The organism is Parvibaculum sp. (genome assembly GCF_049651025.1).
Taxonomy (GTDB): Bacteria; Pseudomonadota; Alphaproteobacteria; order Parvibaculales; family Parvibaculaceae; genus Parvibaculum.
Map to the genome: position 1 here is coordinate 48,221 of NZ_JBASBH010000028.1, position 12,484 is coordinate 60,704.

The 12,484-nt window shown below is 60.2% G+C and carries 9 protein-coding genes; 4 read left to right on the top strand and 5 right to left on the bottom strand.

Annotated elements, in window-relative coordinates:
• The 3 genes from WA943_RS03295 to WA943_RS03305 are packed head-to-tail and all read right to left on the bottom strand — an operon-like array spanning position 1 to position 3,500.
• Positions 1–735 carry an SDR family NAD(P)-dependent oxidoreductase gene (locus WA943_RS03295; protein ID WP_424468412.1) on the bottom strand — a complete coding sequence of 245 codons (735 nt, stop codon included), beginning with the start codon at positions 733–735 and terminating at the stop codon, positions 1–3.
• The gene (locus tag WA943_RS03300) at positions 735–2,054 is read right to left on the bottom strand and encodes an FAD-binding protein (RefSeq protein WP_424468413.1); all 1,320 of its coding nucleotides are present in this window, start codon (positions 2,052–2,054) and stop codon (positions 735–737) included. Before WA943_RS03300 ends, WA943_RS03295 begins: the two co-directional genes overlap by 1 nt.
• 3 nt (positions 2,055–2,057) lie before the next feature.
• A complete protein-coding gene (locus WA943_RS03305) occupies positions 2,058–3,500 on the bottom strand; it encodes a UbiA family prenyltransferase (protein ID WP_424468414.1) in 1,443 nt (480 codons plus the stop codon).
• A 452-nt stretch (positions 3,501–3,952) separates the two neighbouring features.
• On the opposite strand from WA943_RS03305, the gene WA943_RS03310 reads away from it, so the two are divergent.
• Together WA943_RS03310 and WA943_RS03315 are read left to right on the top strand one after the other, a co-directional pair.
• Positions 3,953–4,141 carry a hypothetical protein gene (locus WA943_RS03310; RefSeq protein WP_424468415.1) on the top strand — a complete coding sequence of 63 codons (189 nt, stop codon included), beginning with the start codon at positions 3,953–3,955 and terminating at the stop codon, positions 4,139–4,141.
• 413 nt (positions 4,142–4,554) lie between these two features.
• Positions 4,555–5,034: a VOC family protein gene (locus tag WA943_RS03315; protein WP_424468416.1), complete on the top strand. Its 480-nt coding sequence runs from the start codon at positions 4,555–4,557 to the stop codon at positions 5,032–5,034.
• Positions 5,035–5,232: 198 nt separating this feature from the next.
• On the opposite strand, the gene WA943_RS03320 is transcribed toward WA943_RS03315, so the two are convergent.
• Positions 5,233–9,123 carry an autotransporter domain-containing protein gene (locus WA943_RS03320; RefSeq protein WP_424468417.1) on the bottom strand — a complete coding sequence of 1,297 codons (3,891 nt, stop codon included), beginning with the start codon at positions 9,121–9,123 and terminating at the stop codon, positions 5,233–5,235.
• A gap of 471 nt (positions 9,124–9,594) precedes the next feature.
• Here WA943_RS03320 and WA943_RS03325 point away from each other — a divergent pair, with 471 nt between their 5' ends.
• Positions 9,595–10,491 (top strand): aldose 1-epimerase, encoded by an 897-nt coding sequence (locus tag WA943_RS03325; protein ID WP_424468418.1) that lies wholly within the window; start codon positions 9,595–9,597, stop codon positions 10,489–10,491.
• Here the strand turns inward: WA943_RS03325 and WA943_RS03330 are convergent.
• Positions 10,488–11,147, bottom strand: a complete 660-nt coding sequence (locus WA943_RS03330; RefSeq protein WP_424468419.1) for a cytochrome c oxidase assembly protein — start codon at positions 11,145–11,147, stop codon at positions 10,488–10,490. The two genes, WA943_RS03325 and WA943_RS03330, sit on opposite strands and share 4 nt — an antisense overlap.
• 189 nt (positions 11,148–11,336) lie before the next feature.
• Here WA943_RS03330 and WA943_RS03335 point away from each other — a divergent pair.
• Positions 11,337–12,484: TonB-dependent receptor plug domain-containing protein (locus WA943_RS03335; RefSeq protein WP_424468420.1), on the top strand; the 1,148-nt coding region annotated here is incomplete at its 3' end.

The window sequence follows — 12,484 nt, forward strand, 5'->3', positions numbered from 1 at the left end:
TTACAGCCGCCGCACCAGAAAGCCCGGCGCGAATTTGATGATGAGCATCACAAGCCGCCACCAGCCCGGCGTATAGATAGTGCCGCTCTTTCCGGCTTTGACCGCGGCGGCAATTGCCCCGCCGACGTCAGCTGCCGAGGCCCATAAAGGCCCCTTTGGAAAAGCCGCAGTCATCTTGGTATCGACAAAGCCGGGCTTTACGACCAGAACCTTGACGCCATTCGCGGCAAGTTTCAGCGCCATGCCTTCGCCGATAACCGACAATAGCGCCTTCGACGCGCCATAGATGTAATTGCTGGGTCGACCCCGATCTCCGGCGACGGAGGAGATAACCACCAGCGAGCCGCTTTTCTGCGCCGACAAGATGGATCCAATATGGATCATCAAACTCGCCGGACTGAGCGTATTGATACGCAAAACGTCGAGTGTCGCCTCGGCGGAGGTTTCGCATACCTGCTGATCCGGCAATACGCCATGCGCGATGAGGGCGACATCGATCATCCCCAGCACTTGCTTTGCCGTCTCGCAAAGCGGTGGCAACGCCGCTAGATCGGCGAGGTCAGCCACATGCGTCTCAACGGCCGCGGCGCCTCTGACCTTGAGGTCGCTCGCCATATCGGCAAGTGCCGTTTCATCACGCGCGACCAGAAAGAACGCCGCTCCCTCTTTGGCGAAATTGCGCGCCGCTGCTTCGGCGATGCCAGATGTCGCCCCGAATATCGCAATGCGCAGCATCAGCATTTCCCCATGACGCGCCGCTCAAAACTCGAGCTGAAGCGCGGATCGATAAACCGTTGAAACTCTTCAAGACGAGGATAGCCGCGCCGGAATGCCTCCGCAGACATGCGCGCATCCTTGGCTGGATAAATGCGCCCGCCAGCCTCAACGACAATCGCGTCGAGCCGATCAAGCAGGGCGAAGGTCGAAGGCCCGAGGATGGGGAAATCAAGCGCAAGCGTCGTCCCCGCCATCGGAAATGACATCATGCCCGGCGACGCGCATTCACCAAAGGTCTTGAAGACGACGAGAAACGAACCCTGCCCCGAACGGCTGATTTCGTCGAGCAACGCTTCCGACACGCGGCGCTGATCGACGGCGGGCACAACACACTGATATTGCAGAAAGCCCTTCGGCCCATAGATCCGGTTCCAGCCACCTATCGCATCGAGCGGATAATGGAACGAGCCATAATGCCAAAGCTTGCCCACGCTCCGCGCCTGCTGTCGATTGTAATAGGCCCAATTGAATGGCTTTAGCGTCAGCCTGTTGACGAGCGACACCGGCGGCGTGAAAGGAACCATCAACGGCAAATGACGCCGCGCCTTGCCACCACGCGCCGAAACCTCTTCAGCATTTGCCTGATTTGCGCGCATGAAAATACCGCGCCCCAGCGACGCGCCCGCCCCGAGACAGTCGATCCAGGCGACGTTGTATTCGTGAGTAGATGCTGACGAAGCACTCAATGAAAAGAACTCGTCGAGATTGCCGAACTTGATCGATTGGCCGACGAGAAAAGCCGAGGGCGCACGCTTGAGGCCGATCGTCGCCCAAGTGACAAAGCCTGTGAGGCCGAGCCCACCGATGGTCGCTGCAAAAAGATCCGCGTTTTCACGCACTGAACAAACGCGCCGTCCGCCATCGGAACCTAAAAGCTCGAACGCCATGACATGCTGTCCGAACGTCCCCTCGCGATGATGGTTCTTGCCGTGAACATCGTTTGCAATCGCGCCGCCTACGGTTACGAATTTCGTCCCCGGCGTCACCGGCAGGAACCACCCCTTCGGCAAGACAAGATCGATGATCGACCCGAGCGTGACGCCCGCCTCGCAAGTAAGCACGCCTGCTTCTTCATCGAATGAAATGAACTTGTCGAGACCGCGCGCGTCGAGAAGCGCGCCGCCATCGTTCAGGCAACTGTCGCCATAGCTGCGTCCACTACCGTAGGGCAAAACGGGCCCCGTTTGGGGAAGCGGCAACGGTGCATGCCGGTTGCGCATAGCGCGGATTTCCTGCACCGCCTTGGGATAGCCGCCCCAGTTTGCCGTTCCACCCATATTTCAGATCGCCGCAAATTCGAGCACGAGAATTGCCAGCAGGCCGACAATGCGGCTCGGCGGGTCCTTCAAGGCAAAGACAATCGGATCGTCATGCATTTCGCCGCGATGCGTGACAAGCCAGATGCGGCTGATCCAGTAAAGAAGCAGCGGCGCAAAGAGCCACAAAAGCTCGTGGCGCGGATAGAGAATCTGGCTCTCCGGCGCGCTAACATAAAGCGCGAGAACCACGACGCTTGCATAACCGGCGGCGACACCCAGCATTTCGAGTATCCGCAGATCGTCGACGCGATAGCCCCGCCCCGCAACTTCCGTGACGCCGCGCTGACGGCCGGACTCGATTTCGGCCACACGCTTGACGACGCCAAGGCTGAGAAAAAGAAAAATCGAAAACCCGAGCAACCAGGGCGAAAGCACCACATCTGCCGCCACGGCGCCCGCGATAATCCGCAGCGTATAGAGCGTCGCCAGCGTGAAAACGTCGAGAAGGGCGCGCCTTTTCAGATCGAAGGAATAGGCCAATGTCAGCGCATAGTAGCCGGCAAGTATCAATGCAAATGCCGGGCTCGCGTAAACGGCAAGCGCAAAGCCCGCGCAGAAAAGCACAGGCACGGCAGCGACGCCTTGCGCAAGCGGCAGGTCAGCGGCAGCGAATGGACGCAATTTCTTGCGTGGATGTTGCCGATCCGCGCCGAGATCGAGCAAGTCGTTCAGCACGTAAACGCTTGATGCGCATATGTTGAACGCGAGAAAGCCGAGCGCGACCGTCGCGATCTTCTCGCCATTCAGAAATTGATGCGCAAGCACCAGGGGTACGAACATCAGCGTGTTCTTGACCCATTGATGAAGCCTGAGCGCCCTGACCCAAAGCCGCAACGACGGCGCCCGCTCTCCTCCGGCGCGAAAGACGCGCGCGAAAGAAACCTTGCGGGACAGCGCCTTTTCGCTGTCGTGCGAAGCCGCTGCGAGAAACGCCATTCGCGCCGCCGTCCACACGGGCAGGTCTGCATGGTCATTGCCGATATAGGCGAAGTCATCGAGATGCCTTGTCAGCATTTCGGCCTTCGCATGACCGGTCATGTTCGTTACGCCGTCGCTCGACACCACGCTTTCGAAAATGCCGTGATGCGCTGCGACCGATGAAACGATCGCGCGATCCGCACCCGATGCGAGCACGATTCGCCGCCCGGCCGCATGCTCGGCCCGCAGCCAATCGACGACTTCCTCATTATAGGGAAGCGCCGCCGCATCGAGCAAAACGCGCCGCGCAATCTCCGCCTTGAAACCCGCCTTGCCTTTGAAAAGCCAGAAGGGAAGCAGGAACAGGCTCATCGGCTGCGCCTTGACGAGCACCAGCAGCGCTTCGATGAGCGTATCGGAACGGCAAAGCGTACCGTCAAGATCGACGGCAAGCGCGCAGCCCGGCGATATGATGGCCTCGTTCATCGCATCCTCTGAAGTCGCCTCAGCCTCATTGCCTCTTGCGACGCCCTCCGACCCTAATGGGCGAATCCTGAAAAAGTCTTTATTTTCCAATCGTTTGGCGGTGAAAATTCACTACCGCTGAATCTTGCGATCAGGGGCGTCGCCTGAAAAATGGCTTTACTCTACTTTATTAGTAGAGTATAAGGATCGACGCAGACAACGCATTTCAATCCCCCGTTTCGCCGTCCGATCTGACGGCCATGCGACGAGTTATGCCCGCATCCGGCAACGGAGAACGAGGTCACTATGCCCGTTTTCATGAATAAATTGAGCACCTCATACATGTGTCGCGTCGGGCACATGTGTTGTCGCGGCTGAACCAAAGCCGCTCTCCAACCCCTCATTTTTCTGAAAGCGCCATGGAGCGCATTGGCAGCGCATGCGTTCAACGCGTGCAAGCCGGAGGAATAATCATGACCGACGCGTTTGTAATCGAAGTGAATAATGAAGCCGCCGGGATCATCGTCCGGACAGGCGAGGACTACCGCTTCTATGCATCGAGCCCGCGCTACTCGGCGCTTGAAGGCTCTTCATTCCCCTCCGCAGCGAAGGCGACACTGGCCGCCCGCGAACTCGGCAAGAAGCGATACCGCGCAGCGTAACCGCGACCGCCGCTGTTTCGGGGATATCAAAATGCGCCCGTCGCCCGATGCGGGATGCTGAAACCGGCGAATAAGGCATCCGCATCACGGATGCCTGAAGGCTGATGCCTCGTTCGAATTCGAGCGATTTCATGCGAGAGATTGAGCCGTTTCTGCAAACCCGCTCCATGAAGATCTCACCCCGGGGTTTCAGCCGCATGCGGAGCTAAATTCCGTCGATCCGGACAGCCGCATCCATGCTCCGAGGGAAGTCGCCAACTGGGACGAATTTTGGAATTCTGCTCTTATGCAGCAAATTCGGGAGTGGCTGCCGGAACGGCATATGGCACGGCGCGTTCTCGGTTTGCGGTGTACCGCGTTCGAGTATGGCGGAAGCCGGGTCGGGGCGGACCTCAGAAGCGAAAGGACAAGCAATGGCAATCGCCAAGAACACGATCTGCGTATGGTACGACAAGGACGCCGAGGCTGCGGCCCGCTTCTATGCCGAGACTTTTCCAGACAGCTCGGTGGGTGCTGTCCACCGAGCGCCCAGCGATTACCCGTCCGGCAAGGCGGGCGACGTACTGACGGTCGAATTCACGGTCGCCGGCATCCCCTGCATCGGCCTCAATGGCGGAACCGCGTTCAAACACAACGAGGCCTTCTCGTTCCAGATCGCCACTGACGATCAGCAGGAGACGGACCGCTACTGGAACGCCATCGTCGGCAATGGCGGTGAAGAAAGCGCCTGCGGCTGGTGCAAGGACAAATGGGGCGTCTCCTGGCAGATCACGCCGCGCGTGCTGACCGAGGCGATGGCCGCCGGCGGCGCCGAAGCCAAACGCGCGTTCGAGGCGATGATGGATATGAAGAAAATCGACGTCGCTGCGATCGAGGCGGCGCGACGCGGCTGACGGTCTGAGATACCCCGGCTCAAACCGTCGCCGGTATCGATGTGACGAGAGCCAAAACGGGCATTCGGCGGCGCTTGGCCTCTCGCGTCAGAATTACGGGCGGCGATCAGAGAAGATCAGTATAAAGATCAATCTCCGGCCGGGATGCCGACCTTCGCAAAGCATTCTCCAACTTTTCGACCATCGAAAAATGCCGCTTTAGAAGCGCATCGCCCATGTGCCCATCAAGGCATGGCCTTCGACGCCGCCGACGCGTCCCTCATAACTGACATCGAGCGATGAAACCTCGTTGATATCAAGCCCCGCACCGGCGACGATCGCATTGCCTTTGATCGGTGCGCCGGAAACGGTGAAGTCGGCTCCGTTCGCAAAACGGTAGGAAGCGACCGGCGCGTCCGCGAAGATATGACGCCAGCCGAGCTTTCCTCTCGCCGCCAACCTGGTGTCGCCCATGCGGAATTTTCGTTCCGCTTCAAGGCCCAGAGTGGTGAAGACGGCGTCGAGATGATTGTCGGCGCTGGAGAGCGCAGCCGCTCCGCCGGTTTCGGTGAAGCCGTCAGTATCGTTGCGCACATAGGCAAGACTTGCATAGGGCGAGAGGGACACTGTCTCAACATTGAAACGCTGCGACAGCTTGCCGAATACCTGTACCGTACCCGACTTATAATCGGCCGAGACCTTGTCGGTGAAGCCCAGGAACGCGATGTGGCGCTCGGAGCTGATGTCGTGGCGCGTGTAGCTTGCGCCCAGCGAGAGCCTTGTGTCGCCCCACTTTCGTCCGCCATAGGCACCAAGGCCGTAATCGGTGCTGTCGGCGGAAGAACTTAAAGCCGACACATCGCTGCGGCTCCGGCCGAGATGGAGCATGAGACCGAGGCGCCAGTCGCCAAAGGCGTCGTCGAAGCCGCCCGCGAAGCCGCCCGACTTTGAGTCAGAACCGGCGGTGCTGCTTGCACCGACGCTGCTCTGCCTGCCATAGACCTGACCCCAGAATTTTGCGCTCTGTCCTGGCGTCGAAGGAACAAATCCCGCATCGAGTGACGCGACGCGAGCGTTACCACCCATCGGCACATCGAGGGAGGCATCCATGCGGTCGATCAGCATGTCCGCGAGGGGGCTGGCGTTTTCCACATTGGTGCTTTCGACCGAGTTGTGGGCCTCGCCCGAAAGCGCGTCGAAGGCTTGCGCCGCCTGATCGGAGTTCAGCCAGAGAACGGCGTCATAAAGCTCGTTGCCATTGCCAAGCGCCTGCACGGCGGTTCCCGCAGTATTCTGATTGGCGGTCGTGCCGATGGAGCCGAAGCCGACATCGTTACGCAACAGTGTGAGCTCGACGGCATTGGTCGCATAGCTCAGCCGCGGCGCCAGAAAGGCCAGATCGGTCGTGACCGACTGGAATTCGCCGACGATGTTTCCGGCGGTGAGGATGGTGAAGATCGTGCTCTCATTGTAGGGCGTGCCCGTCGCTGCGGCGACGCGGACGCTGCCGCCCAGCTCCGCAGTGCCGGTCACGGCGATCAGATCGCTATTGCCGGCTGCATTTACGTCGAGCGCGTAAATCGATTGCGGTCCGAAGGTGGCATTGGCGGCCGAGAACGTTTGCGCCGCGCCGTTGCCGCGCATGTCGATCATGCCGCTGTTGTTCAATGTCGTGATGCCCGCCAGCGAGCCAGTTACATTGAGGACGCCGCTATTATCGAAATCGCCGTTGATCCGGTTCTCGGCGTTGACCGTGCCGGCATTGGTGAAGGCGCCGGCCCAGATGCCTTTGTTGCTGATGATGCCGTCATTTGCCAATACGTCGCCGGTCCAGGTTCCGCCGGCCCGGTTTTCGATGGTGCCGTCATTGCTGGCGACATTGCCGGTCCATGTTGCGCCGCTCCGGTTGCTGACGGTGCCTGCATTGGTGGTGACATCGCCGGTCCATGCGCCGCTGAGATTGAGGACCCTGCCGGTATTGGCGGCCACATCACCCTTCCATACGAAGGAATTATAGATCGCGACGGCATTACCCTTGACGTCGCCTATCCAGGTCGCCTCATTGTCGATATTTGCGAGCTTGTTGCTGCCGCCGCCATTGGCGACCACGTCACCCGTCCAGGTGCTGCCGCTCTCGTTGAAGATCACATTGTTGTTGCCGAGAACGTCGCCGTTCCAGGCGGCTCCATTCTGATTGGAGATCTGATTGGTGGATGCCAACACGTCGCCGGTCCAGATGGCTTCGCTGCCGTTGTTGAAGAGGACGCCGGTATTTCCGGCGACATCGCCGGTCCAGCTCCCGCGGTTTGTGATCCCGCCGTTGTTGGTAACGTCGCCGATCCAGATCGACCCGGCGTCGTTATCGACAGTGCCTTTATTGTCCAGTACGTCACCGGTCCAGGTTCCGGCGATATTGACGATGCCGCCATCATTCGTGACAATGTCGCCCGTCCAGGTGCCGCCCATGATGAGGATGGCGCGGCTATTACTGAGAACATCACCTTCCCACGCGCCGCTGAACTGGTAGAGCCAGCCGTTATTGCTTTCGACGTCGCCCGTCCAGGTTGCGAAATTTTGGATGGTGCCTTCATCCATGGCAACCACGTTGCCGGTCCAGGTACTGTCGATCCGATTGTAGATGGTATCGGTATTACCGAGAACATCGCCGTTCCAGGCGGCGCCGTCCTGGTTGGAAATCCGGCCGCTGTTCGCAGCCACATCGCCTGTCCAGACGGCGTCTTCGCCTTCATTGCTGATCGAACCGCCGTTGGCCAAAACATCGCCGATCCAGCTGGCGCCATTCTGGTTGGAGATCTCACCCTGGTTTGTCTCCACATCGCCGGTCCAAACGGCATCGGTGCCGTCATTGGTGATGGCGTCTTCGTTAGCCGAAACCTGGCCGATCCAGCTTCCGAAATTGTTGACGTTTCTATCATTACTGATGACATCGCCGGTCCACACGCCGGAAGCCTGGTTGCGGATGTTGCCGGTATTGCTGGCAATATCGGCATTGTATTCAAAGTAGTTTTCAACGGTGGCCGTATTTTTGAGCGCGTCGTTGACGATGCCATAATTTGTGAGTGTGCCGTTATTGGTGAGGTCGCCTGCGGCGTCGACCGTCAGCGTAGCGCCGGTCGCGATATATAGCGTCCCTTCCTCGCCGATTGACACGGAACCGAATGAGGCGGTGTTTTTGCTCGTGCCTGTCCCGATCTCGAGCGTGCCATAATTGACCGCCAGCGTCCCGAGCGCGACTTCGCCGCCCAGCGTGAGGATTCCGTCTTCTTCTTTCGTGAGCGATCCCTCGCCGCTCATCGTTCCCATGAACGCCATTTCGATGAACGTTTTCATCGCCAGCGTTGCACCGCTGTCGATGCTGACCGTAGCGTCGTCGGGCAGCGCGTCGTTCACCACCTCAAGCGTGCCGGCTTCAATCGAGACAGTGCCGGTAAAATCGTTGGCGGCATTGGTGAGCACGACGGTTGAATCGCCGGATTTGACGAGAGAGCCCGTGCCCGTCAGATGCGCGTCAACCGTTGCCGTATCGCTTGTCGGTGACAGCGCGAAAAGAACGGAGGCCTCAATCGAGCCGTTGGTCGAGGTTGCCGACGCATCGGTCAGATTATAGGTATCGGCAATCAACTCGCCACCCATGACGCCACCGGCATGGTTGTAGGTCGACGCCGTCACGAAGGCGGTGTTTTCGCCCCCGGACTGGGTGTAGCTCGGTGTCGAAATATGCAGTCCGGAAACCGTACCGCCAGACTGGGTGATCGTGCCGTCATCGCCGACATTGACGCTTCCGTCGCCGACGAACAGACCCGACGTGACATTGAGCAGCGTGGTCACATTGAGGACGCCATCGGGATTGATCTCCAGAAAGGCCCCGCTCACATTGAGCGTATCGATGGAATGTTCCGATTCAATCGAGCCATCTCCAGACGAAAAATTCGCCGTGTCCGAAGCCGTCGGAACCGCGTTTTCATCCCACTTCTCCGGATTGCTCCAATGACCCGTGACGCCACCCCAGTTGAATTCGTCGGCATCGGCGCGGTCTGCACCGAGCGTCAGGACAATCCCTGCCACCGTCGTCAGCAAGAATGTACGCAAACCGCGTGCCTTGAATTCAGGATGCGCAAAAACAGTGCGGCGGCTGAGGCCGCACGCCAATCGGCTGACGTCTGACATTTTGGAAATTCGTTCCGTTGGGCCGCGACACGCGACTTAATTTTTGCTGACAGGCAATAATGATTACCATTAGCAAGTAAATAGCCGCTTTTGGCAAGGTAAATAGCAAGGGTCCGTCATCCCATTGGTCCGCATCGGAGCAACAAGACAAAACGCGCAAGCATTCATATCCGCCTGTCCGGCATTCGGTTGTTTTCTGACAGCGATAAACAGGCATCTGTCGATGTGATGAGTGCGGTTTCTGCCTCAGTGGATGAGGCGCGCTTTGGAGGCTCATCCGACCCGATTTCAAAGTCGGCTTTTGGCGCATAGCCCCTCCCCCACTTCCATTGGACTCACTCCTCAAAAGACCCCAACATCCGCATCGTTCCATCACACGCGGATGCCGGTCGTATGACACATCAACCGCCACGCATTCGTCTTGCTTGCGGCGATCTCCTTGCCGAGGTTGCGCCGAAGGTGGGGGGCAGTCTTGCGCGGTTTGAGGCGCGGGGGCTGGAGGTGATGCGCGGCGCGGTGGATGCGCGCTCGGGCGATGTGCTGGAGATGGCCTGCTATCCGCTCATTCCGTTTTCGGGGCGGATTGCGGAGGGGCGGTTTGTTTTTGAGGGGCGCGAGGTGAGGCTGGCGGCGGACCCGGTTTCGCACCCCCATGCGCTGCATGGGCTGGGGTGGCGGCGGGGCTGGGACGTGGCGGAAGTGTCTGCGACACATGCGGTGCTGGCGCTGACGCATGAGGGATCGACGGACGATGATGGCGTCTGGCCCTGGGCCTTTGCGGCGCGCGAGACGTTTACGCTCGACGAGGCGGCGCTGACCATTGCGCTTGAAATCGAGAACCGCGCGGAAGGCGCCATGCCCGCGGGCCTTGGGCTTCATCCATTTTTCAGTGGGCGGACCATTGCGCGGCTGACGGGCGACCTGCCCTTCATCTGGGAATCGACGCTGGAGCGCATTCCGATCCGCATCGCGCAGGTGCAGGCGACACGAAAGTTCACGCGCGGACGGCGCGTCGCGCCGCTGACGCTCGATCATTGCTTTTCGGGAAGCGACGGGCCGCTCGACATTGAATGGGACGACCAGCCGCTGAAACTGCGCATCGAAAGACGCGGCGCGGCGCATACCATCATCTATACGCCGCAGGAGCACGACTTTTTCTGCGTCGAACCGTCAAGCCATGCGCCCGATGCCGTGAACCGGCGCGAGGGCGCGGAGATAACGGGACTGCGCGTGCTGAAGCCCGGCGAGACGATGCGGATGGAATGTCGGTTTGAAGTGCGCGAAGACTAGTAGCGGCGGACTTCCGGCGGATCGAAGACGGCTTCCTTCGCGGTCTTCAAGGCTTCGATCTGCGCCTGCGAACCTTCGCTCAGGGAGCGCACACCCTCGGCGGAAACCTCCGGACCCTGACGGAAGAAGCTGTAGGAAAGCGTGATGGTGCGCACATTCTTTGCGTCGCCATCGACCAGCATTTCCGGGTCCACATAGAAGACGACCGGCATGCGCGCGGTCTCGCCCGGCGCGAGCTTCTCTTCGGTGAAGCAGAAGCACTGAACCTTGGTGAAATAATAGCCTGTCGCATCGGGCGTGACGTTGAAGGTCGCGCGCGCGACGATGGTTTCGGCCGAGAGGTTCTTCGCGATGAAGAAAACCGTGGTCGGCAGGCCGACATGGGTTTCGACTGAACGCTGCTCGGGCTTGAAATCCCAGTTGAGATCCGGCGAGACGTTGGTGTCGAAACGCACCGTGATGGCCGGGCCGACGCCGGGGCTGGTCTTGTCGGTTTCGAGCGACCGATTGACCGTCACCGCGCCGCCATAGCCGGTTGCGGCGCAGAACCACTCATAGAGCGTCGGCGAATAGGCCACAGCCGTCGTCATGACGCCGATAAGGAACAGCGAGAAGGCGACGGAAGGCAGATATTTGGAGCGAAGCCAGGATTTCATGTGGCAAACCTAAGGCGCACGCCACGGCAAGGGCAACCCCCCATTGCGTGGCCTATTGCCACGGCGACCGCGCGGGTTTGCCCCTGTCCGTGCGAGAGGGAAGAGGCTTGGGTTTCAGCGCTTTTCCCGGCATGCTGCGTCGATAAAAGCCGGGAAAACACCGGCAGCTTGATCGGGACGGGGGACGCCATGAGGAAAACCGCAAAAACAGGCTTTTCGGGCCTGGGACTGGCGCTGGCGACGGCGCTGCTGGCGAGCGGCGCGGCAAGCGCTGCAGACGGCGATGCCACGATGCTCGGCGAGCTGGTCGTCACCTCCACCGGCTTTGGCGAACCCCGCGCGACGCATCCCGGCAATATCTCGAAGATCGATGCGACCGACATAGATTTTTCCAAAACCCAGCAGCCGGCCGAATTGCTGAACCGCGTGCCGGGCGTCGACATACAGCAGGGAAGCGGCGTCGAACATCTGACCGCGATCCGCTCGCCCGTGCTGACAGGCGGCGCGGGCGCGGGCTCCTTCCTCTATCTCGAAGACGGCGTGGCGATGCGCGCGGCAGGCTTTGGCAACGTCAACGAGTTGATGGATGCGATGACCGAAGAGGCGGGCGGCATCGAGGTGGTGCGCGGGCCGGGCAGCGCGCTTTACGGCTCGAACGCCGAACACGGCCTCATCAACGTGCTGAGCCGCGCGCCATCGCTCGAACCGGAAGGGAGCCTGACGGGCTGGTTCGGGCCGCATGGCGTGCGCAACCTCGACGGCACGGCGTCTGCGACGTTCAAGGGCGAAGGCGATACGAGCCACGGCATTCGCGGCAGCTTCGCGCTGAACGAGGATGGCGGCTTTCGCGCAAATTCAGGCTATGGCCAGCAGAAGGGCCAGTTCCGCTATGACTTCAACGCGCCGGAAACGCGCGTGCGCGCGACGCTGACCACCGTCAATCTCAATCAGGAGACGGCGGGCTATGTGCTCGGCAAGGACGCTTACAAAGACCCGACGCGCTACAAGACCAATCCGAATCCTGAAGCCTATCGCGACGCCTGGGCGATCCGCTCGGCTGTGCGCGTGGAGCGCGACCTGAGCCCCAGCGAGACGATTGCGCTGACGCCTTACATGCGCACCAACGGCATGAACTTCCTGATGCATTTCCAGACGGGAAAGCCGGTGGAGGAAAACGGCCACTGGTCGGGCGGCATGCTGACGAGCTACGAGAAACGCCTCGGCGGCGGGCACAAGATCATCCTCGGTTTCGACAGCGAATATACGGACGGCTATCTGCGCGAGATACAGTCGGGCCCCTCGGTCGGCTCATATGTGACGGGCGCGCATTACAACTA

Excerpts from the sequence above, each read along its gene's own strand:
- WA943_RS03300 (WP_424468413.1), bottom strand. The coding sequence starts at position 2,054 with ATGGGTGGAACGGCAAACTGGGGCGGCTATCCCAAGGCGGTGCAGGAA.
- WA943_RS03310 (WP_424468415.1), top strand. The coding sequence starts at position 3,953 with ATGACCGACGCGTTTGTAATCGAAGTGAATAATGAAGCCGCCGGGATC.
- WA943_RS03295 (WP_424468412.1), bottom strand. The coding sequence starts at position 735 with ATGCTGCGCATTGCGATATTCGGGGCGACATCTGGCATCGCCGAAGCA.
- WA943_RS03315 (WP_424468416.1), top strand. The coding sequence starts at position 4,555 with ATGGCAATCGCCAAGAACACGATCTGCGTATGGTACGACAAGGACGCC.
- WA943_RS03305 (WP_424468414.1), bottom strand. The coding sequence starts at position 3,500 with ATGAACGAGGCCATCATATCGCCGGGCTGCGCGCTTGCCGTCGATCTT.
- WA943_RS03330 (WP_424468419.1), bottom strand. The coding sequence starts at position 11,147 with ATGAAATCCTGGCTTCGCTCCAAATATCTGCCTTCCGTCGCCTTCTCG.
- WA943_RS03325 (WP_424468418.1), top strand. The coding sequence starts at position 9,595 with ATGACACATCAACCGCCACGCATTCGTCTTGCTTGCGGCGATCTCCTT.